This is a genomic window from Solirubrobacter ginsenosidimutans, from assembly GCF_027587205.1.
Window position 1 is genome coordinate 67,291 of record NZ_JAPDOD010000005.1, and the last position, 21,381, is coordinate 88,671.

The 21,381-nt window shown below is 72.6% G+C and carries 21 protein-coding genes and 1 riboswitch; of the genes, 10 read left to right on the forward strand and 11 right to left on the reverse strand.

What is annotated here, in order from left to right; genetic code table 11:
- Window positions 1-59: 59 nt before the first annotated feature.
- Window positions 60-1,274 (reverse strand): MFS transporter, encoded by a 1,215-nt coding sequence (locus OM076_RS08535; protein WP_270039097.1) that lies wholly within the window; start codon window positions 1,272-1,274, stop codon window positions 60-62.
- A gap of 118 nt (window positions 1,275-1,392) precedes the next feature.
- Between OM076_RS08535 and OM076_RS08540 the strand changes: the two genes are divergently transcribed.
- From OM076_RS08540 to OM076_RS08550, 3 genes are read left to right on the forward strand one after another with little or no spacing between them, the layout of a single operon-like run.
- On the forward strand, window positions 1,393-2,532 hold the full coding sequence (locus OM076_RS08540) for an acyl-CoA dehydrogenase family protein (protein ID WP_270039099.1): 1,140 nt from the start codon (window positions 1,393-1,395) through the stop codon (window positions 2,530-2,532).
- A 16-nt stretch (window positions 2,533-2,548) separates the two neighbouring features.
- A complete protein-coding gene (locus OM076_RS08545; protein WP_270039100.1) occupies window positions 2,549-3,328 on the forward strand; it encodes an enoyl-CoA hydratase-related protein in 780 nt (259 codons plus the stop codon).
- Window positions 3,329-3,332: 4 nt separating this feature from the next.
- The gene (locus tag OM076_RS08550; protein ID WP_270039101.1) at window positions 3,333-4,172 is read left to right on the forward strand and encodes an enoyl-CoA hydratase-related protein; all 840 of its coding nucleotides are present in this window, start codon (window positions 3,333-3,335) and stop codon (window positions 4,170-4,172) included.
- Here the strand turns inward: OM076_RS08550 and OM076_RS08555 are convergent.
- The 3 genes from OM076_RS08555 to OM076_RS08565 all read right to left on the reverse strand — a co-directional run bounded on the left by OM076_RS08555 (window position 4,139) and on the right by OM076_RS08565 (window position 7,618).
- A complete protein-coding gene (locus tag OM076_RS08555; RefSeq protein ID WP_270039102.1) occupies window positions 4,139-4,909 on the reverse strand; it encodes an SDR family NAD(P)-dependent oxidoreductase in 771 nt (256 codons plus the stop codon). The genes OM076_RS08550 and OM076_RS08555 overlap by 34 nt on opposite strands.
- Window positions 4,909-6,768, reverse strand: coding sequence for a GAF domain-containing protein (locus OM076_RS08560; protein WP_270039103.1), 1,860 nt, complete (start codon window positions 6,766-6,768; stop codon window positions 4,909-4,911). Before OM076_RS08560 ends, OM076_RS08555 begins: the two co-directional genes overlap by 1 nt.
- 91 nt (window positions 6,769-6,859) lie before the next feature.
- Window positions 6,860-7,618, reverse strand: a complete 759-nt coding sequence (locus OM076_RS08565) for a glucose 1-dehydrogenase (RefSeq protein ID WP_270039104.1) — start codon at window positions 7,616-7,618, stop codon at window positions 6,860-6,862.
- Window positions 7,619-7,999: 381 nt separating this feature from the next.
- On the opposite strand from OM076_RS08565, the gene OM076_RS08570 reads away from it, so the two are divergent.
- Both OM076_RS08570 and OM076_RS08575 read left to right on the forward strand, forming a co-directional pair.
- Window positions 8,000-8,761, forward strand: coding sequence for a crotonase/enoyl-CoA hydratase family protein (locus OM076_RS08570; protein ID WP_270039105.1), 762 nt, complete (start codon window positions 8,000-8,002; stop codon window positions 8,759-8,761).
- Window positions 8,762-8,843: 82 nt separating this feature from the next.
- Window positions 8,844-9,752, forward strand: coding sequence for a hypothetical protein (locus OM076_RS08575; RefSeq protein WP_270039106.1), 909 nt, complete (start codon window positions 8,844-8,846; stop codon window positions 9,750-9,752).
- On the opposite strand, the gene OM076_RS08580 is transcribed toward OM076_RS08575, so the two are convergent.
- The 5 genes from OM076_RS08580 to OM076_RS08600 are packed head-to-tail and all read right to left on the reverse strand — an operon-like array spanning window position 9,749 to window position 14,988.
- Entirely contained in the window at window positions 9,749-10,576 is an 828-nt protein-coding gene (locus OM076_RS08580; protein WP_270039108.1) for an SDR family NAD(P)-dependent oxidoreductase, read from the reverse strand. The genes OM076_RS08575 and OM076_RS08580 overlap by 4 nt on opposite strands.
- The gene (locus OM076_RS08585) at window positions 10,576-11,601 is read right to left on the reverse strand and encodes a zinc-dependent alcohol dehydrogenase (RefSeq protein ID WP_270039109.1); all 1,026 of its coding nucleotides are present in this window, start codon (window positions 11,599-11,601) and stop codon (window positions 10,576-10,578) included. The genes OM076_RS08580 and OM076_RS08585 overlap by 1 nt, the downstream gene beginning before the upstream one ends.
- 3 nt (window positions 11,602-11,604) lie before the next feature.
- Entirely contained in the window at window positions 11,605-12,819 is a 1,215-nt protein-coding gene (locus tag OM076_RS08590) for an acyl-CoA dehydrogenase family protein (RefSeq protein ID WP_270039110.1), read from the reverse strand.
- Window positions 12,820-13,953: a steroid 3-ketoacyl-CoA thiolase gene (locus tag OM076_RS08595; RefSeq protein WP_270039111.1), complete on the reverse strand. Its 1,134-nt coding sequence runs from the start codon at window positions 13,951-13,953 to the stop codon at window positions 12,820-12,822.
- Between the two features lie 45 nt (window positions 13,954-13,998).
- Window positions 13,999-14,988 (reverse strand): phosphotransferase family protein, encoded by a 990-nt coding sequence (locus OM076_RS08600; RefSeq protein WP_270039112.1) that lies wholly within the window; start codon window positions 14,986-14,988, stop codon window positions 13,999-14,001.
- 105 nt (window positions 14,989-15,093) lie between these two features.
- On the opposite strand from OM076_RS08600, the gene OM076_RS08605 reads away from it, so the two are divergent.
- Window positions 15,094-16,104, forward strand: coding sequence for a zinc-dependent alcohol dehydrogenase (locus OM076_RS08605; RefSeq protein ID WP_270039114.1), 1,011 nt, complete (start codon window positions 15,094-15,096; stop codon window positions 16,102-16,104).
- Here OM076_RS08605 and OM076_RS08610 read toward each other — a convergent pair.
- Window positions 16,094-17,053: an NADPH:quinone oxidoreductase family protein gene (locus OM076_RS08610; RefSeq protein ID WP_270039115.1), complete on the reverse strand. Its 960-nt coding sequence runs from the start codon at window positions 17,051-17,053 to the stop codon at window positions 16,094-16,096. The two genes, OM076_RS08605 and OM076_RS08610, sit on opposite strands and share 11 nt — an antisense overlap.
- A 126-nt stretch (window positions 17,054-17,179) precedes the next feature.
- Between OM076_RS08610 and OM076_RS08615 the strand changes: the two genes are divergently transcribed.
- Genes OM076_RS08615 through OM076_RS08630 form a run of 4 tightly spaced genes read left to right on the forward strand, consistent with a single transcriptional unit; the run spans window position 17,180 to window position 20,544 of the window.
- Window positions 17,180-18,154: a phosphotransferase family protein gene (locus OM076_RS08615; protein ID WP_270039116.1), complete on the forward strand. Its 975-nt coding sequence runs from the start codon at window positions 17,180-17,182 to the stop codon at window positions 18,152-18,154.
- Window positions 18,154-18,501 (forward strand): DUF6285 domain-containing protein, encoded by a 348-nt coding sequence (locus OM076_RS08620; RefSeq protein ID WP_270039117.1) that lies wholly within the window; start codon window positions 18,154-18,156, stop codon window positions 18,499-18,501. The genes OM076_RS08615 and OM076_RS08620 overlap by 1 nt, the downstream gene beginning before the upstream one ends.
- 4 nt (window positions 18,502-18,505) lie before the next feature.
- Window positions 18,506-19,747, forward strand: coding sequence for an acyl-CoA dehydrogenase family protein (locus tag OM076_RS08625; RefSeq protein ID WP_270039118.1), 1,242 nt, complete (start codon window positions 18,506-18,508; stop codon window positions 19,745-19,747).
- Window positions 19,744-20,544, forward strand: coding sequence for an enoyl-CoA hydratase/isomerase family protein (locus OM076_RS08630; protein ID WP_270039119.1), 801 nt, complete (start codon window positions 19,744-19,746; stop codon window positions 20,542-20,544). Before OM076_RS08625 ends, OM076_RS08630 begins: the two co-directional genes overlap by 4 nt.
- A 21-nt stretch (window positions 20,545-20,565) precedes the next feature.
- Here the strand turns inward: OM076_RS08630 and OM076_RS08635 are convergent, their stop codons facing one another.
- Complete coding sequence (locus OM076_RS08635) at window positions 20,566-21,186, reverse strand: hypothetical protein (protein WP_270039120.1); 621 nt, start codon at window positions 21,184-21,186, stop codon at window positions 20,566-20,568.
- Between the two features lie 19 nt (window positions 21,187-21,205).
- A riboswitch (cyclic di-GMP riboswitch) is annotated at window positions 21,206-21,286 on the reverse strand.
- Window positions 21,287-21,381: the final 95 nt, after the last annotated feature.

Below are 21,381 nucleotides of genomic sequence, written 5' to 3' on the forward strand. Positions count from 1 at the left end.
AAGCATCACCCCAAGGCGCCGAATCCACGATGATCGGATTGCCGCCGCGCTGTCGGTCTCTACAAGTCGTGCGTCAGCGGCCACACCCGTCCGGCGAACGCGCCGGCGGCGAGCCCGGCGGCGGGGACGAGCAGCGCCGCGGCCAGCGACGTCTCGGCCAGCAGGCCCCACAGCAGGCTCCCGATCGCGAGCCCGCCGTTGTAGCCGAGGAACCACACCGAGAGCGCCCGCCCGCGCACCCACGGCGGGGCGAGCAGCGCGACGAGCGTGTTGAGCGCCGGGACGACCGCGATCCACGCCGCGCCGGCGAGCAGCAACAACACGCCCGTGATCACCGGCTCGGTGACGAGCGTGAGCAACGCGAGCACCGCGCCGAGCAGGAGTCCCGCTGCGCTGACGACGCGCTCGAGTCCCGCTCGCTCGTGCAGCGTGCCGAGCGTCAGCGCTGCCAGCACGGCACCGGTGCCGACGCACGCCAGCAGGATGCCGAAGCCTGACGCTTCGAGGCCGAGGCGGTGCACCGCGATCAGCGGCAGGATCGCCCACAGCGCGCTGCCGAAGAGCAGGAACAGCGCGCTGCGCGCCATCACCGCGCGCAGTGGCGGCGAGCCGCGCACGTGGCGGACGCCCGTCATGATCGCGGCGACGAGGCGCTCCGGCTCCGCGGGGCGCACGCTGCGCAGCCCCGCGGTCGCCATCCCGAGCGCGACCAGCGCGAGCCCGATGGCGAGCAGGCCGAACAGCCCGGCGCTGCCGAGGATCAGCAGGGCGAGGCCGGCCAGCGCCGGCCCGACGGCGCGGGCGACGTTCGTGCCCGCGCTCACGAACGTGTTGGCCGCGGTCAGCAGCGGGCGGGGAACGATCTCCGGCACCGCGGTCATGAACGCGGGGATCTGGATCGCCAGCCCCGTGCCGAGCGCGGCGGTCAACAGCAGCACGGTCGCGGTGCCCGCGTGCCCGCTCGCCTCCAGCACCGCCAACAGCGCCATGGCCGCGGTCATGCCGACGGCGGAGAAGATCAGCAGGCGCCGCCGGTCGAACGCGTCGGCGACCGCGCCCGCGAGCAGGCCGAGCACCATCCCGGGCAGCGTGATCGCGGTCTGGATCGCGGCCACCGCGGCGGCCGAGGCGGAGTGCGAGGTGATCACCTCGACCGCGCCGACCGTCTCGGCCCACACGACGACCTGGGCGCCGATGAACGCCGCCGATCCGATGCGGAACCGGCGGTCGCCCAGCGGCGCCCACACATGCGCTGCAGTGGTGCGCGTGGCCACGAGCGGGCAAGCATGCTCGCCGCCGGGCACGGCTGCCGGAGGACGATTGGAGATCTCACCAGCGAGCGTGTGCGAGTTCTGCGGGCGCCGGCCCTGGCGCCGTCAAGCTCGCTCGGCGATGCGGCGAACGATCTTCGAAGACGTCCACGACGACTTCCGCGAGTCCGTGCGCGGGTTCCTCACCCGCGAGGGCGTACCTCACACGGAGGCGTGGGAGGCGGCCGGCCTGGTCGACCGGTCGTTCTGGACCCGCGCCGCCGAACAGGGCCTCGTCGGCTTCTCCGCGCCCGAGGAGTTCGGCGGCGCGGGGCTGGACGACTTCCGCTTCAACGCGATCGTCGACGAGGAGGCGGCCTACACGGGCCTCGCGGGCGACAACCTCAACCTGACCAATGACATCGTCGCGCCGTACCTGCTCGACCTCACCGACGACGAGCAGAAGCGCCGCTGGCTGCCGGGTTTGACGTCTGGCGAGGACGTGTGGGCGATCGCGATGTCAGAGCCCGGCGCGGGCTCGGATCTGCGCGGCATGGCGTCCAAGGCGCGCTGGCGCGGGGACCACTACGCGCTCAGCGGCTCCAAGACCTTCGTCACCAACGGCATCCAGGCCGACGCGGTGATCGTGGCCGCCTACGTCGAGCGCGACGGCGTCGACGGGCTCGGCCTGTTCGCCGTCCGCGCCGAGCAGGACGGCTTCCAGCGCGGGCGCAAGCTGGCCAAGGTCGGCCGCCGCGCGCAGGACACGGCGGAGCTGTTCTTCGAGGACGTCGCGGTCGCCGAGGCGGACGTGATCGGCGCGCCCGGCGAAGGCCTGCGGCTGCTGATGCGCAACCTGCCGCAGGAGCGGCTCTCGATGGCCGTGACCGCGGTCGCCGCGGCCGAGCGCGCGCTCGAGGTCACGCTGGAGTACGCGCGCACCCGCAACGCGTTCGGCAAGCCGATCGGCTCCTTCCAGAACAGCCGCTTCGAGCTCGCCGACATGGCGACCGAGATCGGCGTCGCGCGCGTCTACGTCGACCAGTGCATCGACGCGCATCGCCGCCGCGAGCTGACGCCGGTCGAGGCCGCGAGCGCGAAGCTGTGGACGACCGAGCTGCAGTTCTCCGTGATGGACCGCTGCCTGCAGCTGCACGGCGGCTACGGCTACATGGAGGAGTACGAGATCTCGCGGATGTGGCGCGACTCGCGCGTGACCCGGATCTACGGCGGGACGAGCGAGATCATGAAGGAGATCGTGGGCCGCTCGCTCGGCCTATGACGGACAGGAGGGGTCGTTGTACGAGACGCTGAGGACCACGCGCGACGGCGGCGCGCTGCGCATCGAGCTGCACCGCCCGGAGGCGCTGAACGCCTTCACGGACACGCTGGCGAGCGAGCTGTACGACGCGGTCACCGCGGCCGCCGAGGACGTTGATGTCCGCGTGGTCGTGCTGTCGGGCGCGGGGCGCGCGTTCAGCGCGGGAGCGGACATCAAGGAAGGCTTCGCCGGCGGCGACCTCGATCTCGGCGCCGGTCTGCGCGCGGTCTCGAACCCGACGATCCTCGCGCTGCGGCAGATGCCCAAGCCGGTCGTCGCCGCGGTGCACGGGCCGGCGGCCGGGATCGGCTGCTCGCTCGCGCTCGCGTGCGACCTGATCGTCGCGGCCGAGTCGGCCTACTTCCTCGTCGCCTTCAGCCGCATCGGGCTGACGACCGACGGCGGCGCGTCGCAGTTCCTCGCCACGCGGGTGGGGCACGCGCGCGCGTTCCGGATCGCGCTGCTGGCCGAGCGCATCGCGGCGCCCGACGCGCACGCGTGGGGTTTGATCGATCACGTCGCGCCCGACGACGCGCATGCGGCGGCGGTCGACGACCTCGTCGCGCGGCTGGCGGCCGGCCCGACCAGCGCCTATGCGGCGACCAAGCGGGCGCTCAACGCCGTCCTCTATCCCAACCTCGAGCAACAGCTCGAGCTCGAGGCCACGTTGCAGACCCAGCGCGGGCGCAGCGCCGACTTCGCCGAGGGCGTCGCCGCGTTCGTGGAGAAGCGCACGCCGGCCTTCACGGGGAGCTGATCCCGTGGACTACCGCGAGATCGCCTACGAGGCCGCGGACGGGATCGCCACGATCACGCTCGACCGGCCCGACCGGCTGAACGCGTTCACGAACCGGATGCGCGACGAGCTGATCGACGCCGTCGACCGCGTCGACGCCGACGACGACGTGCGGGTCGCGATCGTCACCGGCCGCGGGCGCGGCTTCTGCGCGGGCGCGGACCTCGGCGACGGCGTCGACATCTTCGCCCGCACCGGGCCGGCGGAGTTCGACCCGGTGCGCGACGCCGACGGCGGCGGGATGGTCACGCTGCGGCTCTATGACGCGGTCAAGCCGTTCATCGCCGCCATCAACGGGCCGGCGGTCGGCGTCGGGATCACGATGACGCTGCCGATGGACATCCGGCTCGTCGCCGAGGGCGCGAAGCTCGGGTTCGTGTTCGCCCGCCGCGGGCTCATCCCCGAGGCGTGCTCGAGCTGGTTCCTCCCGCGTGTGGTGGGGATCGGGCAGGCGATGGAGTGGGTGGCGACGGGGCGCGTGTTCGGCGCGCAGGAGGCGCTCGCGGCCGGGCTCGTGCGCAGCGTGCACGCGCCGGACGAGCTGCTGGGAGCCGCGCGTGCGCTCGCTCGCGAGATCGCGGAGAACACGTCGTCGGTGTCGGTCGCGGTGTCGCGCCAGCTGCTGTGGCGGATGCTCGGGGAAGACCACCCCCGGGCCGCGCACGCGCTCGACTCCCGCGGCATCTTCGCTTTGGCGCGCGACCGTGACGCCGCCGAGGGCGTGGCCGCGTTCATGGAGAAGCGGCCGGCGCGCTTCCCGCTGCGCGTGAGTCAGGACCTGCCGGATCTCTGGGGCGGCAGGTAGCCGCCGTCGACGCGCAGGACGGCGCCCGTTGTATAGGTCGACGCGTCGCTGGCGAGGTAGAGCATCGTGCCCTCGAGCTCGTCGGCGCTGGCGCCTCGTTGCAGCGCGAAGCCCTGGCTCTCGCGTTCGAAGGCGTCCATGTCCCAGTGCTTGGAGACGTCGGTGAGGAAGGTGCCGGGCTGGACGCTGTTGACGCGCACGGCCGGGCCGAAGGCGTGCGCGAAGCCGACCGTCAGCGCGTCGAGGCCGGCCTTGGCCGCGGCGTACGGGATGACCTCGGGGAGCGGGTAGCGGGCGGCGACGCTCGAGACGTTGATGATGCTGCCGCCGTCGCCGGCGGCCATCCGCGCACCGATGGTTGCCGTCAGCCGGAACGGGCCGGAGAGGTTGACGTCGATCACCTTGCGCCAGAGCTCTTCCGACACGTTCTCGACGCGGTCGTAGAGCGGTGACATCCCGGCATTGTTGACCAGCACGTCGACGCGGCCGAAGGTCTCGTAGGTCGTCGCGATGAGGCCGTCGAGCTCGTTCCAGCGCCCGACGTGGCAGGCGTGCGGCAGCGCCTTGCGGCCCAGCGCTTCGACCTCCTCCGCCACCGCCTGACAGTCGTCGAGCTTGCGCGAGGCGATCACGACGTCGGCGCCGGCGGCCGCGAACGCGAGCACGGTGGCGCGACCGAGCCCACGGCTTCCACCCGTGACGAGCGCCACGCGGCCCGTCAGGTCGAAGCTCGCCATCAGCGCGTCATCAGCGCCTGCAGCCGCCCGCGCAGGTGGAGCACGAGCAGTGCGAGCTGCACGCTGAGCTGGGCGTCGGAGTCGGTGCGCACGGGCAGCCCGGTCAGCTCTTCGATCTTGGCCAGCCGGTAGCGCACGGTGTTCTCGTGCACGTCCAGGTGGGCGGCGACGCGACGCACGCTGCGCTGGTCCTCGAAGAACCGCACGAGCGTGAGCAGCAGGTCGGGCGCGCCGCTGTCGGCGAGCATGTTGCGCAGCGTCTCGTCGACGAAGCGGTCGGCCTCGGCGGCGTCGGCACCCATCAGCAGCAGGCGGCCCGCGCCGAGCTCGTCGGCCGCCAGCACGCGGGTCGAGCCAGGGCCATGGAACGCGCGGATGCACTGCAGCACCTGGCGGACCTGGGCGTAGGCGCGCGGGTAGGCCTCGGCGTCGGAGCACGGGACGGAGAGCGCCGCGAGCGGCTCGCCGAGCGTCGTGCGAGCGGCTTCGAGGGTGGCGCGCGCGGTCTCGACCGCGCTCGCACGGGTTGCGTCCGGCTCCGCCGGGAGCAGCACCACGACGCCGTCGGGCGTCGCGCCGGTCATCACCCGCGCGCCAGGTGCGGCGGTGACGAACGCCTCGCGCACGGCGCGCACGTCCAGCGGCGCGCCCGAGTAGGGCGAGAGCAGGCAGAAGACGTGCGGCTGATCGAGCACGATGCCGAGGAAGTCGGCGCGGCGGCGGACGTCGTCGTGGTCGCGGGCGCTGTCCACCAGGCCCGAGACGAACGTCGCCTCGGCGTCCCACTCGCTCGCCATGATCCGGCGCTCGGCGCTGAGGTCGAGCGCGATCATCGTCGACGCGCGGCGGCAGATCCGCTGGTCGAGCGGGCCGAAGTGCGCGGTGTGGGCCATCACGACCAGCGTGCCCCAGCGCTCGTCGCGGATCGTCACCGGAGCGACGAGATAGCGGTGCAGCAGGCCCGCGCGGGCGATCGGGCCGACGACCGTCGAGCGCACCGGGTCGATGCCCTCCAGCGCCGCGACGACCTCCGGGTGGCCGAGGAACTCCGGCTCGAGCAACCGCGGGATCACGAAGCCGTCCTCGCCGGGCGGGACGGCCGATGCCAGCCGCTGGTAGCCCGCGTCGTAGAGCGCGCAGGACTTGCCCGTCAGGTCCGAGACGGCCTGGACGATCTCGCGGACGTTGGCGCCCTTGATCACGAGGTTCGTGAGGCGGTCGTCGAGCGCGGCGACCCGGCGCAGGATGTCGTTCTGTCGCGCGACGGTGCCGAAGCTCTCACGCAGCCGCGCGTTCATCTGGGCCTGCGAGATCGCCACCGCCGCGAGCTGGGCGAAGACCGCGGCGATCGCGACGTCGGCGTCGCTGAAGGCGCGCGGGGCATCCTCGCCGTCGAGGTAGATGATCCCGATCACCTCGTCGCGCAGGACCATCGGCACGCCCACCATCGAGCGCACGCCCCAGTGGCGCATGGTCGAGTGGATCGGCCGCGGGTCGTGCAGCGCGTCGCGGATGTGGACCGGCTTGCGGGTCTCGACGATCTCGTGGGTGAAGTGGTCGGCGGGGATGCCGGCCGTGAGCCGCTTGACCTCGGCGTCGATGTCGTGGCCGGCGTGACCCACCTGGCCGCGGTAGAGCCCGGTCTCCTCGTCGCGCAGGTACACGCTGCAGCGCGAGGCGCCGGCGAGGTCGCAGATCTTGCGCGCGATCAGGTGCAGCAGCGAGCACTGATCGGTGGCGTCGTTGAGCGCCACCGCGACGTCGCTGAACGCCTGGATCGCCTTCCGGTATGCGACCGCCTCGTACTGGCCCGCGTCGCCCAGCTGATCCGCTGACAGCGCTGGCACGTTGACCTGCATGACTCTCTCTCCTCCTCGTGCTGCCACAACCAAGCGTAACGGTTGGCGTCCCTGGGCGATCCAGGGCATTGGAGGATTCGACAGTCGGCGGTCAGCGGGCGGTCCAGCCACCGTCGACCGCGAGCGTATGGCCCGTGACGTAGGAGCTCGCGTCGCTCGCGAGGAACAGCAGCGCGCCGTCGAGCTCGTGCGGCTCACCCGGCCGCCCGGCCGGCGTGTTGCGGCGGATCCACTGCATCGAGCGCTCGTCCGCCCACAGCTCCTCGGTCATCTCCGACGCGAAGAACCCGGGGGCGAGCGCATTGACCCTGATGCCGCGGCGAGCCCACTGGCACGCGAGCTCGCGCGTCAGGTTCACCACCGCGGCCTTGGAGGCGTTGTAGCTCGCCTGCGCGACCGGAGCGGAGGCGACGAGCCCGAAGATCGAGGCGAGGTTGACGATGCTCCCGCTGCGTTGTTCGAGCATCACCCGCCCGGTGAGCTGGCTAAGCGCGAACACGCTCGTGGTATTGATCGCGAGCACGTCGCGGAAGGCGTGCAGCGGCTCGGTCTCCGCGGGGCTGGCGGCGGAGATGCCGGCGTTGTTGACGAGCACGTCGATGCGGCCGTGTTCTCCGACGGTGTGCTCCACGAGCGCCTGCAGCGCGTCGTCGGACGCGACGTCGCAGGTGAACGCGTGGATGTTCGGCGCTGCTTCCGCGAGCGCCTCGAGCCGGTCCGTGCGCCGCGCCGCGGCGACGACCGTCGCGCCCGCGTTCTCGAGCACCCGCGCGAACCGGGCCCCGAGGCCGCTGGAGGCACCGGTGACGATCGCGACACGACCGTCGAGGCGGAAGGGCTCGTCCGTCATCGCGGCCCAGTCTCACGCGCACGTCTCCCTCTCCTCCGCGGGTTGTTTGGGCGCGCTGGGGAACCCTCCAATCCCGATTCTCCTCGAGGGCCGATGATCAACTGCTCCGGTGAGGGGGGAGGCGGTTTCGGTGCGCCCTCCGGGACTGGCTGCCGCCGTCCGCCCTCCGCGGCGGGGGGTGCGGCACGAGAGCTGCCTCTCAGGAAGTTCTCGTTCCGCACCCCCATCAACGCGCCACCTCGAACAGTGCGAACCTGATCGAAACTCGCGTTCGGGCGGCAAGACGCGCACAGTCGACCACGGCGACCGGGACAAGGCGTCATGGGGAGTTCTCCAATCCCACCCGGCGTGCGGCATGGCCGGGCGACTAGGGTCGGCGGCATGTCCGTCCGCTACGAAGAGCGCGGCCATGTCGCCGTGTTGACGATCGACCGGCCCGAGGCACGCAACGCGGTGAATGGGGACGTCGCCCGCGGGATCGAGGAGGGCCTGGATCGCGCCGAGGCGTCTGGGGTGCGCGTCGCGATCCTCACCGGCGTGCCGCCCGTCTTCTGCGCGGGCGCCGACCTGAAGGCCATCGGCGCGGGTGAGGGCCACACGCTCTCGACCGAGCGCGGTGGATTCGCGGGTGTCACCGAGCGGGTGCGGACGGTGCCGCTGATCGCTGCCGTCGACGGCCCCGCGCTGGCCGGCGGCACCGAGATCGTGCTCGCGTGCGACCTCGTGGTCGCCTCCGAGACCGCCCGCTTCGGCATCCCGGAGGTCAAGCGCGGGCTGATCGCGGGCGGCGGCGGGCTGTTCCGGCTCGGCCGCGTGCTGCCGCTCAACGTCGCGATGGAGGCCGCGCTGACCGGCGACCCGATCGACGCGCCCACCGCCCACCGCCACGGCCTGGTCAACGCGCTCTGTGCGCCGGGCGAAGCCCTCGAAGCGGCGCTGGCGCTGGCCGAGCGCGTCGCGGCCAACGCCCCGATCTCCGTCCTCGAATCGCGCCGCCTGGTCGCCGACACGGCCGGTCTGAGCGAGGCGGAGGCCTGGGAGCGCACCCACGCCGCCGCCGCGCGGGTCCTGGCCACCGAGGACGTCAAGGAGGGCGTGCGCGCGTTCATCGAGCGCCGGGACCCGGTTTGGACCGGGACCTGACCGACGGTCCGGCGGATCCCATAAGCTGACCCGCCTCCCCACGCAATACCCGATCGCGCGGCCTCGCCGCGCGACCCGCTCGATGCGAACTCACACCGCGCTCCTCATCGCGGCGGCGATCTTCTTCGTCGTCGCCTCACCCGCCCGCGCGGCGGTGCTCGTCGGCATCGGCGAGCAGTCGCCGGAGATGTTCTCCGACACCCGGTATCAGGCGCTGGACGTCCACCACGCCCGCTTCGTCGCGCCCTGGGACACGCTGCACAATCGCTGGGAGACGACGCAGCTCGACAGCTACCTGCTCGACGCCAGGGCGGCGGGAACGAACGTGCTGCTGTCGTTCGGGCGCTCGAACCAGCACACGCGCGAGCTGCCCTCGCCGAAGACGCTGACGCGCGAGTTCCGGCGGTTCCGCGCCCGTTACCCGTGGGTGACGGACTACGTCACGTGGAACGAGGCCAATCACTGCAGCCAGCCGACGTGCCGGCGGCCGGACCGCGTCGCGGCGTACTACGTGGCGCTCAAGAACGCGTGCAGGCGGTGCCGGATCGTCGCCGCCGACCTGCTCGACGACTCGAAGATCGGCGAGTGGGCGAGTGACTTCCTGGACGTCGCCGGCCGTGACCGCACGCTCATCTGGGGCCTGCACAACTACATCGACGCCAACCGCTTCCGCACCCGCGGGACGCGCGCGCTGCTGAAGGCGACCACGGGCGAGGTGTGGTTCACCGAGACGGGCGGGATCGTCAAGCGCAAGCAGGACGCGGCGGTGCCGCTGCCCGCCTCGCCCGAGCACGCCGCGAAGGCCGCGCGCTGGGTGTTCCGGCTCGCCGCGCTGTCCTCGCGCGTCAAGCGGATCTACTTCTACCACTGGACCCCGCCGACGACCCCCGGGGCGACGTGGGACTCGGCCCTGCTCGGCCCGACCGGAGCACCGCGCCCCGCCTACACGGTGCTCCGCAACTGGCTGATCCGCGAACGAGGGAAGCGCTAGCCCGTCATCCCGCCGACCTGCCCGCCGGTGACGTGCAGGACCTGGCCGTGGACGAAGTCCGACCACGGCGAGCAGAGCATGAAAATGCCGCCCGCGGCGTCCTCGACGGTCGCCTCTCGCCCCAGAGGGATCGACGCGGCGCCCGAGCCGACGAGCGGGTCGGGGATGCCGAGTGTGACGGTCTCCCCCGCGACCTCGATCGTGTTGCCCGCCTGGTTCGATGCCGTCAGGCGGGTCTGGACGGAGCCGAAGGCGACCGCGTTGACGTTGATCTTGAACTGGCCCCACTCCTTGGCCAGCGCCTTCGTCAGCCCCACCAGCGCCATCTTGCCCGCCGCGTAGTTGACCTGGCCGGCGTTGCCCATCGTGCCGCTGATCGAGCTCACGTTGACGACCTTGCGGAAGACCTCCAGGCCCTGCTCGCGCTCGGCCTTGGCCGGCTCGCGCAGGTGCGGAGCGGCGGCGCGCAGGACGCGGAACGGGACGACGGCGTGGATGTCGAGCATCCGCTGGAATGCGTCGTCGGTCATCTTGTGCATCACGCCGTCGACGGTGTAGCCGGCGTTGTTGACCACGATGTCGACGCGGCCGAAGGCGTCGATCGCGGTCTGGACGAGCCGGTCGGGCGCGTCGCCCTGCGTGAGGTCCGCGGCGAACACCGCGGTCTCGCCCGCCAACGACGAAGCGGTCGCGGCGGCCTCGTCGCCGTCGAGGTCTGAGATCACGACCGAGGCGCCCTGCGCGCTCAGCAGCGACGCGGTCGCGCGGCCGATGCCGCGCGCGGAGCCGGTGACGATCGCGACCTTCCCGTCGAGCACACCCATCAGCGCGTCCCCGCGATGTCGAGCACGATCCGCGAGCCTCCCGTGTCGCCGGACTGGACGCGGCGCAGCCCTTCGCCGACGTCCTCCAAGGCGATCACGTCCCCGACGACCCGGGGAAGCTTGAGCGTGCCGGACGCCAGCATCGAAATCACTGCGCGGACCTCGTCGGGCTCGGCGCCGTAGGAGCCGACGACGTCGCGCTCGCGCACGACGAGGCTCATCTGCCGTCCGGCGGCGGACTGGTCGGTGCCGATGCCGACGATCACCGCGCGCCCGCCGTCGTCGAGGCAGCGCACCGCGCCGTCCATCGTCGCCGCCCGCCCGACGAACTCGAGCGCGACGTCCACCCCGCCGTCGCCCGCGATCCGCTTGATCGCGCCTTCCGGCGAGATCGCCTCATCCGCGCCCGTCTCGAGCGCCCACTCCCGCGCCTCGGCGCGCGGGTCGACGGCGATCACCGAAGCGGCGCCGAGCGTCTTGGCGATCCCCACCGCGCTCAACCCGAGCCCGCCGGTCCCCCACACCGCGACGCGCGATCCAGGCCCCACGCCGCCGCGGGTCGCGACCGCGTGATAGGCGGTAGCCACGGAGTCGGTCGCCACCGCGGCGAGTTCGTCGCTCAAAGCATCCGGCACCGGAATCAGGTTCTCGACCGGCACCACGGCGAGGTCGGCCCAGCAGCCGTGCCGCTCGGCGCCGATGCACTGCGAGTCGACGCAGATCACCGTGCGCCCGGCGCGGCAGCGCGCGCAGGCGCCGCAGTGCAGCAGCGGGATGATCGCGACCCGCGTCCCCGCCGCGGGCCCGACCGTGTCCGGCCCGAGCGCCTCGACCACCCCGCACGGCTCGTGCCCGAGGATGATCGGCAGGAACGCGGTCTTGGCCGTGCCGTCGAGCACGAAGTGCACGTCGGAGCCGCAGATCCCGACCTTCGTGAGCGAGACCAGGGCCTCACCCGGGCCGGGCTCGGGCTCGGGCCATTCGCGCAGCGACAGCCCCTCGTCCCACAGAACGGCAGCGCGCATCCTCTAGTCCTTCCATCCGTGCTTGGCGAGTTCGATCCGCGCGACGGCGCGGCGGTGCACCTCGTCCGGCCCGTCGGCCAGCCGCAGGACGCGCTGGTGCGCGTAGGCCTCGGCGAGCGGGAAGTCCTGGCACAGCCCGCCGCCGCCGTGCATCTGGATCGCGCGATCGATCACCCGCGCGGCCATGCTCGGCACCGCGACCTTGATCGCCGAGATCTGGCTGCGCGCGGCCTTGTTGCCCGCGGTGTCCATCAACCACGCGGCGTGCAGCGTCAGCAGCCGCGCCTGGTCGATCTCGATCCGGCTGTCGGCGATCCACTCGCGCACGACGCCCTGATCCGACAGCGGCCCGCCGAACGCCACCCGCGACGTCGCGCGCCGGCAGAGGGCCTCCAAAGCGCGCTCCGCCGAGCCGATCGAGCGCATGCAGTGGTGGATGCGCCCCGGCCCGAGCCGCGCCTGCGCGATCGCGAAGCCGCCGCCCTGCTCGCCGAGCAGGTTCGCGCGCGGCACGCGCACGTCCTCCAAGACGACCTCGCAGTGCCCTTCGCGGTCGTTGTAGCCGAACACCAGCAGGTCGCGCTCGATCCGCACGCCGGGGGTGGCGAGCGGGACGAGCACCATGCTCTGGCGGCGGTGGGGCTGGGCGTCCGGGTCGGTCACGCCCATCACGATCGAGATCGCGCAGCGCGCGTCGCCGGCACCCGAGATCCACCACTTGTGGCCGTTGATGACGAAGTCGTCGCCGTCCGTCTCGATCCGGCAGCGCACGTTGGTCGCGTCGGAGCTGGCGACCGCGGGCTCGGTCATCATGAACGCCGAGCGGATCTCGCCCTCCAGCAGCGGCGCCAGCCAGCGCTCCCGCTGCGCGTCCGTCCCGAACATCGTGAGGATCTCCATGTTCCCGGTGTCCGGAGCCGAGCAGTTCAAAGCCTCGGGCGCGATCTTCGAGCGCCCCGTCAGCTCCGCGAGCGGCGCGTAGTCGAGGTTGGAGAGCCCCTCGGTCCACTCGGTGGCGTGCGGCAGGAACAGGTTCCACAGCCCGCGCGAACGTGCCTCGACCTTGAGCTCCTCCATCACCGCGGGCTGGTGATGCGGGTTGCCCGACGCGCGCAGCTGTTCCTCGTAGACCGGCTCCGCCGGAAGCACGCGCTCGTCCAGGAACGCGAGCAGGCGCTCCTGGAGCGCCGCCGCGCGCGAGCTCAGCGCGAAGTCCACCTAGACCCGCTCGATCAGCATGCCGGTGCCGAGGCCGCCGCCGCAGCACATCGTCACCAGCGCGTATGTGCCGTCGCGGCGCTCGAGCTCATTGATCGCCTTGGTGATCAGCACCGCGCCGGTGGCGCCGAGCGGGTGCCCGAGCGCGATCGCGCCGCCGTTGACGTTGACCTTGTCCAGGTCGGCGTCGAGCTCGCGCTGCCACGCCAGCACGACCGACGCGAAGGCTTCGTTGATCTCGACCAGGTCGATGTCGGCGAGCGTCATGCCGTTGCGCTCCAGCAGGGCGCGCGTCGCCGGAATGGGGCCGGTGAGCATCAGCTCCGGGTCGCTGCCGACCAGCAGCGAGTCCTTGATCCGGGCGCGCGGCGAGAGGCCCAGCTGCGCCGCTCGCTCCGCGCTCGCCAGCAGCACCGCGGCGGCGCCGTCGGAGATCTGCGACGACGTCCCCGCGGTGTGGACGCCGTCGGGTCGCGCGACCGGCTTGAGCGTTCCCAGCCCCTCCAGGGTCGTCGCCCGCAGCCCCTCGTCGCGCGTGACCGGGCCCACCGCGACGACCTGCTCGTCGAAGCGCCCGTCCTCCCACGCCGCCGCCGCCCGCGACTGCGAGCGCACGCCGAACGCGTCGGTGTCGGCGCGGGTGATCCCCCAGCGATCGGCGATCCGCTCGGCGCCCTCGAACTGGGTCGTGGGCTCATAGTGCTCGGAGTACTCCTCCGGCAGCGGGTTGCCGAGTCCGAGCTCCGGCTTGGAGTTGGACCCGATCGGGATCCGGCTCATCGCCTCGACCCCGCACCCCACCGCCACGTCCACCAGGCCGGCGCCGACCAGCGCGGAGGCGAGCGACGTCGCCTGCTGGGAGGAGCCGCACTGCGCGTCGATCGTCGTCGCCGGCACCTCGATCGGCAGCCCCGCCGTCAGCCACGCCGAGCGCACGGTGCTCACTGCCTGCTCGCCGACCTGGGAGACGCAGCCGCCGATCACCTGGCCGACGGCGGCCGGATCGGTCCCGGAACGCTCGAAGAGGGCGGTCAGCGTCTGCGCGAGCAGATTGACGGGGTGGATGGTCGACAGCGCACCGTTGCGGCGCCCGACCGGCGTCCGCACAGCGTCGACGAGCATGACGTCTGGCATGGCCGGGACGCTAGGCGCTGGCCCGCGTGGCGGGCACCCGTCGTCTCAGCGCGCGGTGTGGGAACCCACAAGGCCGGCGAACGCGGCGGCCTCGTCGAGCAGCCGCGGCACGTCGTCGCCCAGCGCCTGCGCGTACGACGACGTCAGGCGCCCGTCGAGATACTGCGCGTACGCGCCCTCGACGATCGCGGCGAGCTTCCAGAACGCCAGCGCCATGTACCAGTCCAGCGCGTCCACGGACCGGCCGGAGCGCTCGGCGTAGCGCGCGGCCAGCTCGCCCCGCGACGGCGCACCGTCGGAGCGGCTGAACGCCTGCACGCGCGGCATCGCCGGCGCCTCCGGCCGATCGGACCCCCAGAAGGCCAGCAGCAGCCCGAGATCCAGCAGCGGGTCGCCGATCGTCGCCATCTCCCAGTCGATGATCGCCGTCACGCGGACGGGCTCAACGGCAGAGAGCAGGCAGTTGTCGGCGTGGAAGTCACCGTGCAGGATGGCCGGCGCACCAGCATCGGGCCGGTTCGCCTCCAGCCAGTCGGCGATCGCGTCGAAGCGCGGGAGCGAGCGGACCTGGACCCGCTCGTATTGCCCCCGCCAGCGGGCGACCTGCCGCTCCAGGAATCCCTCGGGCCGGCCGAAGTCCTCGAGCCCCACGGCACGCCAGTCGACGCCGTGCAACGCAGCGAGCGCGTCCACGACCGCCTCACCGGCCTCGCACACCCCGTAGGGCCGCGCCGTCGTCGGCGCGAAGCCCGGCACCCGCTCCATCACGAGCATCCCGCGCCCGCAGGCGAGCGGCGCCGGGGCCGGCACGCCGGTTCCGGCCAGCGCCCGCAGCACGCGGAACTCGCGGTCCATCGCGTGCGCGCTCGGCGCGATCGACGCCGCCGGCGGCCGCCGCAGGATCCGCTCCGGCCCGGCGCCGCGCAGCACGAGCGTCTCGTTGGAGTTGCCGCCGCTGAGCCGCTCGAGCGTGAACGGCCCCGGCTCGCCCAGCGCGTCGCGCAGCCAGGCCGCCAGCTCAGGGTCCACCTCCATGCCCCACATCGTCGCCCTCACGAGCGTGCGACGCGCGGCCCCTCCTGGAGGTTTCCACAGGCGGCCGCGCGCGATGACCTCCCCCGCCCGCGACCATGTCCGGTCATGCGCGCAGTGAGATGGCAGGCGAACGAGACACTGGAACTGGCGGATCTCCCCGAGCCCACGCCGGAGCCCGGCCAGGCCGTGGTCGAGATCGCGGCCTGCGGCATCTGCGGCTCGGACCTGCACACCTTCGCGCACGGCCTGCTCGCGCACCCCGGCATGGTCCTCGGGCACGAGTTCGCGGGCACGGTGCTGCAGGCGCCCGGCGTCGACGGCCTCGAGCCGGGCCAGCGGGTCACGGCCCGCGCGCTGATCCCCTGCGGGCACTGCGACGCCTGCTGGGCGGGCGACCTCCACTTGTGCGCGGGCGGCGCCGCGCAGATCATCGGCTACGGCTTCGACGGCGCCTTCTCCGAGCGCGTGCTGATCCCGCGCGCGATCGTCGGCGAGACCGTCTTCGCCCTCCCCGACAACGTCAGCGACGAAGGCGGGGCGCTGGTCGAACCGCTCGCCGTCGCGCTGCGCGCGGTGCGCCGCTGCGGCGACGTCACCGGCAAGACGGTCCTGGTGCTGGGAGCGGGCATGATCGGCCTCGGCGCGACACGCTTCCTGAAGCTCGCCGGCGCGCAACGGATCGTCGTCGCCGACCTCTCCGCGCTGCGGCGCGAGGCAGCGATCGACATGGGCGCGCACGCCGTCGTCGACCCCACGAGCGAGCGCCCCAGCGACGCCGTCGGCCGCCGCGCCGACGTCGTGCTCGAGGCCGCGGGTGCCGCGGCGACGCTCAGCGAAGCCCTGCGCGCGGTCCGCCCCGGCGGGATCGTGACCATCGCCGCGGTCTTCGGGCGCAAGATCGAGGTCCCGATCGACCGCTTCACCGAGAAGGAGCTCGACGTGCGCGGCTCCTTCGCCTACCGCGACGAGTTCCCCGCCGTGATCGAAGCGCTCGCGTCGGGCGACGTCGACGCGGACACCTTCATCTCGCACCGCTTCAGCCTCGCCGACGCCGGCGAGGCCTTCCGCACCCAGCTCGACAAGGACGTCTCGCTGAAGGTGCTCGTCACACCGTGAGCACGAGCTTGCCCTGCGCGGTGCGCGCCGCCAGCGCCCGCAGCGCGTCGGCGCCCTGAGCGAGCGGGAACGTCGCGCCCACGATCGGCCGCAGCCCCGCGCCGACGAGCCGCACGACCTCACCCGCCGTGCGCACGAGGATGTCGGGCTCGGTCGGGATGAAGGCGCCGAGGCCGACGCCGACGAGGCTGACGTTGCGCAGCAGCAGCCGGTTCGCCGCCACCGCGGGGATCTCCCCCGACGTGAAGCCGAGGATCAGCACGCGACCCTCGGGCGCGGTGCTGCGCACGGCCTGCAGCGTCTCGCCGCCGCCGACCACATCGGCCGCGACGTCCACGCCGCGTCCACCGGTGAGCTCGAGGATCCGGTCGCGCCAGTCGGCGCCCGCGATGACCTCGTCCGCACCCGCCGAGCGAGCGGTCGCGACCTTCTCCTCGGTCGAGACGACCGCGAGCACGCGCGCGCCGTAGGCCTTGGCCACGGACACCGTCGCGCTGCCGAGCCCGCCGGCGGCGCCCAGCACGAGCACGGTCTCCCCCTCCTTCAACGCAGCCCGCCGTCCGAGCGCGAAGACCGCGGTGAGGAAGTTCACGCCCAGCGACGCGCCCTCCTCGAAGCTCAGCGCGTCGTGGAGCGGGTAGGCACGCTCGACCGCGACCGCCGCCACGCTGGCGAACCCGCCGTTGTCGACCGAGCCCCACGCGCGGTCACCCGCGCGCAGGACGTGGCCGGGCGGAGCGGAGCGGACCACGCCCGCGACCTCCTGCCCGGGCACCCACGGCAACTCGGCCTTGACCTGGTAGCGGCCCTGGCTGATCAGCAGGTCCGGGAACGACACGCCGGCGGCGCGGACGTCGATGACGACGCGCCCATCGGGATCGGGGTCTGGGCGCTCCGCGGCGGCGAGCCCGTCCGGGCCGTCGAGCGAGCGGATCTCGAGCACTTGCACGCCGCGGACGCTAGGGCCCGGTCCGCCGCCACCCGGCGCGCTCACGAACGCGACGTTGTCCATCCCGACAACGTGCGAACAAGCGGCCGCGTCCACGCGGCCGCCCGGCATTTAGCGTGGCCCGCGATGGATGCCCTCGAGGAACGCCTGCGCGCCGTCGTCGCCGATGTGCGACTGGAGCCCGACGTCGCCGTGACCGGCCTGCACCGGTTGACCGGCGGCGCGAGCCGGGAGACCTGGGCCTTCGACGTCGCCGGGCCGGGCGGCGTGCTGGAGCCGCTGATCCTGCGCCGCGACCCGCCGACCGACGCGCGCCCCGAGGGGATGACCGTCGAGGCGCTGGCGATCCGCGCCGCGACCCGCCACGGCGTCCCCGGGCCGCAGATCGTCGCCCACAGCGACGACCCGCGCGCGCTCGAGTCGCCGTACATCATCATGCAGCGCATCGAAGGCGAGACCCTGGCGCGCCGCATCCTCCGCGACGAGGAGTTCGCCGACATCCGCCCGCGCCTGGCGACGCTGTGCGGGGAGATCCTCGCCCGCATCCATTCGATCCCGGTCGAGGAGGTCCCCGGGCTCGAACGGCGCGACCCGGTCGCGTTCCTGCGCCGCCGCATCGACGGCTTCACCGACGTCAGCCCGGCGTTCGAGCTGGGCCTGCGCTGGCTCGACGCCCACCGCCCGCCGCCGACGCCGGAGACCGTCGTCCACGGCGACTTCCGCAACGGCAACCTGATCCTCGGGCCGACCGCCGTCCGCGCGGTGCTGGACTGGGAGATGGTCCACGCGGGCGACCCGATGGAGGACCTCGGCTGGCTGTGCGTGCGCGCGTGGCGCTTCGGGTCGGAACTGCCGGTCGGCGGGTTCGGCACCTACGAGGACCTGTTCGTCGCCTACGAGGCCGCGGGCGGGCGGCGCGTCGACCCCGCGGTCGTGCACTGGTGGGAGGTCTACGGGACGATCGAGTGGGGCGTCGGCTGCCTCGAGATGGCCTGGCGGCACCTCTCCGGCGACGAGTCCTCGATCGAGCTGGCCGCGATCGGCCGGCGCGTCTGGGAGCAGGAGTACGACCTGCTGCTGCTGCTCGAGGCCGCGCACTGATGCACGGCGTCCCGTCCGCCCGCGAGCTCGCCGCCGCGCTGCGCGAGTTCCTCGCCGCCGAGGTGATGCCCGCCACCGAGGGCCGCACGAGCTTCATGGCGCGCGTCGCCTCCAACGTCGCCGCCCAGATCGAGCGCGAGCTGGAGCTCGGCCCGCGGCTGGCGGGTGAGCACCGCGCGCGCCTCGCCGCGCTCGGCGTCGGCGACGACGCCGCCCTGGCCAACGCGATCCGGGCGGGCGACCTCGACGACCGCCTGGAGCAGGTGATCGCCGTGCTGCGGGCGAGCACCGCCGACCGGCTGCGGATCGCCAACCCGCGCCACCTCGAAGAGGCCGACAGGAGCTGACCCCGTGGACTACACGCTGCCGCAGGAGCTGACCGATTTCCTCGCGCGCCTCGACGCGTTCATCGCCGCCGAGATCGACCCGCTGCAGGCCGAGCACGAGCAGTACTTCGACCATCGGCGCGAGTGGGCGCGGACCGACTGGGAGCACGACGGCGTCCCGCGGGCGGAGTGGCTCGAACTGCTCGCCGAGATGCGCCGGCGCGCGGACCACGCCGGCTTCTACCGCTACGCGCTGCCGAAGGCGATGGGCGGCAGTGGCGGCACCAACCTCGGCATGGCGGTGATCCGCGACCATCTGGCGGCGCGCGGCCTCGGCCTCGCCAACGAGCTGCAGAGCGAGTCCGCGGTCGTCGGCAACCTCGTGTTCCCGCTGATCTTCGACGCGTTCGGCACGCCCGAGCAGAAGGAGCAGTTCGTCGCCGCCTCGATCACCGGCGAGGCGCGCTTCACGTTCGCGCTCACCGAGCCCGCGCACGGCAGCGACGCAACTTGGATGGACACGCGCGCCGAGCGCGACGGCGACGACTGGGTGATCACCGGCGCCAAGCGCTTCGCGTCGGCGATCGACGAGGCCACGCACGTGATCGTCTTCGCGCGCACGTCGGGCGACCCCGGTTCCGGCCGCGGCGTCACCGCGTTCGTCGTCGAGCGCGACGCCCCCGGGGTCGACGTGCCCTTCTACCACTGGACCTTCAACATGCCCACCGACCACGGCGAGCTGACGCTCGACCGCGTCCGCGTGCCGCACTCGGCGATCCTCGGCGAGGAGGGCCGCGCGTTCGACACCGCGTTGTACTTCGTGCACGAGAACCGCATCCGCCAGGCCGCCTCGGGCGTCGGCGCGGCCGACTACTGCGTGCGCGAGAGCGTCGCCTACGCCCGCGAGCGGATCGCGTTCGGCAAGCCGCTCAGTGAACGCCAGGCGATCCAGTGGCCGCTGGTCGAGCTGCACACCGACGTCGAGCTCGTGCGCACTTTGGTGCGCAAGGTTGCGCACGAGATGGATGACGGCGGCAAGGTCCATGGCATCTCAGACCGCGTGTCGATGTGCAACCTGCGCGCCAACCGGCTCGTGTGCGACGCCGCCGACCGCGCGATGCAGGTCCACGGCGGGATCGGCTACACGCGCGGCAAGCCGTTCGAGCACATCTACCGACACCACCGGCGCTACCGCATCACCGAGGGGACCGAGGAGATCCAGATCCGCAACATCGCCGGCCACCTCTTCGGGTTCATCGCGCGATGAGCTTGGACCTCGACCACCCGGCCGACGGCGTCGCACGGCTCACGCTCAACCGCCCCGAGCGCCTCAATGCGCTGACTTGGGAGCTCATGGAGGAGCTACACCAAACGCTGCGCACCATCGCCGCCGACACGTCCATCCGCGCGCTGATCCTGACCGGCGCGGGACGCGGGTTCTGCGCGGGCCTGGACCTCAAGCAGCGCACCGACGGCGACCCGCTCGGCACAGGCGACGACGTCGTCACCGTCTTCCGCCGCCAGGAGCTCGTCGCCTCGCTGGCGATCGCGCTCCGCAACCTCCCGCAGCCCGTGATCGCCGCCGTCAACGGACCCGCGTCCGGCGGCGGGATGGCGCTCGCGCTCGCCGCCGACGTCCGCTTGTGCTCGACCGCCGCGCGCTTCAACGCCGCGTTCGTGCGGATCGGGCTCTCGGGCGGGGACGTCGGCGTCTCCTACCTGCTGCCGCGCCTCGTCGGCGTCGGGATGGCCGCCGAGCTGCTCTTCACCGGCCGTCAGGTGGAGGCCGAGGAGGCGGTGCGCATCGGCCTCGCCAACCGCGTCGTCGCACCCGAGGCGCTCGCGGACGCCGCGCTCGAGCTCGCCGCCCAGATCGCCGCCAACTCCCCGTTCGGCGTCTGGATGACCAAGCAGGTCCTCTACCGCAACGCCGACGCGACCTCGCTCGAGGCCGCGATCGATCTCGAGAACCGCACGCAGGTGCTCGCCACCCGCACCGACGACGCCCGCGAGGCGGTCGACGCCTTCACCGCCCGCCGCGCGCCGAGCTTCAACTTCCGCTGACGCCGCGACGTGGTGTGGCGTTCAGTGAGATATGCGTGGGTCGACCCAGAAGTTGTCGACCTGAAAGCGGCTGGTGTTCCCACCGGCCACGAACGTGAAGCGCACCTGCTGCCAGCCGGCAGCGCCGCTCGGCTGGACGTTCATGGGATTCGACAGCGTCCACAGGCTGTTTCCGCTTCCGTGGAATTGGCCCGTGTTCTTCGGCGCCGTCCAGACGCCGTTGTTCCAGTAGGAGACGTAGAAGAACACGCCCTCAGATCCCGCGAGGTTGCGGACGTGCAGGCGCGCCGTTGGGTAGTCCGACGTGACACACAACACCGGGCTCGTCGCCTGCGACTTGCTGGGCAGGTCGAGCGAGCCGCCGACGGTGCCGTCGGGCTGCGCGGTCTGGACGATGCCGGCGCCGCTCTTGAGCTCCCAGCCTGCGCTGACGGCGGAGTCGAACGTTCCGCCGGGAGCAAGCGTGTAGGCGTTGAAGTCCTTGGCGAAGGCGAACGGCTGCGTCATGACCGGCTGCGAACAGCCGCTCAACGGCGCAACCTGCGTGGCGGTCTGGACCGTGGCGGCAGCGGCGACGGACGTGCAGAGCGCCATTCCGGCGCTCGCCAGTCCGACGGCGAGCGCAATACGTGATCGTTTCATCGACACCTTCCGTGGCGTCGCCGGCAGCCGAGCTGTCTCACCCCATGTGAGACCTCAAGCTTTGCGTCCCCGCCTCGCGACGGGTTTGCCTTTGTACAGCAGTCTTTGCTTTGACCAATGCATCGGCCCTGGCGGTCGTCCCTTGACCGGCGTGCGGCGCATGTGGACACCCGTTCGACAGAGGAGTAGGTCACA

Excerpts from the sequence above, each read along its gene's own strand:
- OM076_RS08540 (WP_270039099.1), top strand. The coding sequence starts at position 1,393 with ATGCGGCGAACGATCTTCGAAGACGTCCACGACGACTTCCGCGAGTCC.
- OM076_RS08555 (WP_270039102.1), bottom strand. The coding sequence starts at position 4,909 with ATGGCGAGCTTCGACCTGACGGGCCGCGTGGCGCTCGTCACGGGTGGA.
- OM076_RS08560 (WP_270039103.1), bottom strand. The coding sequence starts at position 6,768 with ATGCAGGTCAACGTGCCAGCGCTGTCAGCGGATCAGCTGGGCGACGCG.
- OM076_RS08565 (WP_270039104.1), bottom strand. The coding sequence starts at position 7,618 with ATGACGGACGAGCCCTTCCGCCTCGACGGTCGTGTCGCGATCGTCACC.
- OM076_RS08570 (WP_270039105.1), top strand. The coding sequence starts at position 8,000 with ATGTCCGTCCGCTACGAAGAGCGCGGCCATGTCGCCGTGTTGACGATC.
- OM076_RS08575 (WP_270039106.1), top strand. The coding sequence starts at position 8,844 with ATGCGAACTCACACCGCGCTCCTCATCGCGGCGGCGATCTTCTTCGTC.
- OM076_RS08580 (WP_270039108.1), bottom strand. The coding sequence starts at position 10,576 with ATGGGTGTGCTCGACGGGAAGGTCGCGATCGTCACCGGCTCCGCGCGC.
- OM076_RS08585 (WP_270039109.1), bottom strand. The coding sequence starts at position 11,601 with ATGCGCGCTGCCGTTCTGTGGGACGAGGGGCTGTCGCTGCGCGAATGG.
- OM076_RS08595 (WP_270039111.1), bottom strand. The coding sequence starts at position 13,953 with ATGCCAGACGTCATGCTCGTCGACGCTGTGCGGACGCCGGTCGGGCGC.
- OM076_RS08600 (WP_270039112.1), bottom strand. The coding sequence starts at position 14,988 with ATGGAGGTGGACCCTGAGCTGGCGGCCTGGCTGCGCGACGCGCTGGGC.
- OM076_RS08605 (WP_270039114.1), top strand. The coding sequence starts at position 15,094 with ATGCGCGCAGTGAGATGGCAGGCGAACGAGACACTGGAACTGGCGGAT.
- OM076_RS08615 (WP_270039116.1), top strand. The coding sequence starts at position 17,180 with ATGGATGCCCTCGAGGAACGCCTGCGCGCCGTCGTCGCCGATGTGCGA.
- OM076_RS08620 (WP_270039117.1), top strand. The coding sequence starts at position 18,154 with ATGCACGGCGTCCCGTCCGCCCGCGAGCTCGCCGCCGCGCTGCGCGAG.
- OM076_RS08630 (WP_270039119.1), top strand. The coding sequence starts at position 19,744 with ATGAGCTTGGACCTCGACCACCCGGCCGACGGCGTCGCACGGCTCACG.
- OM076_RS08635 (WP_270039120.1), bottom strand. The coding sequence starts at position 21,186 with ATGAAACGATCACGTATTGCGCTCGCCGTCGGACTGGCGAGCGCCGGA.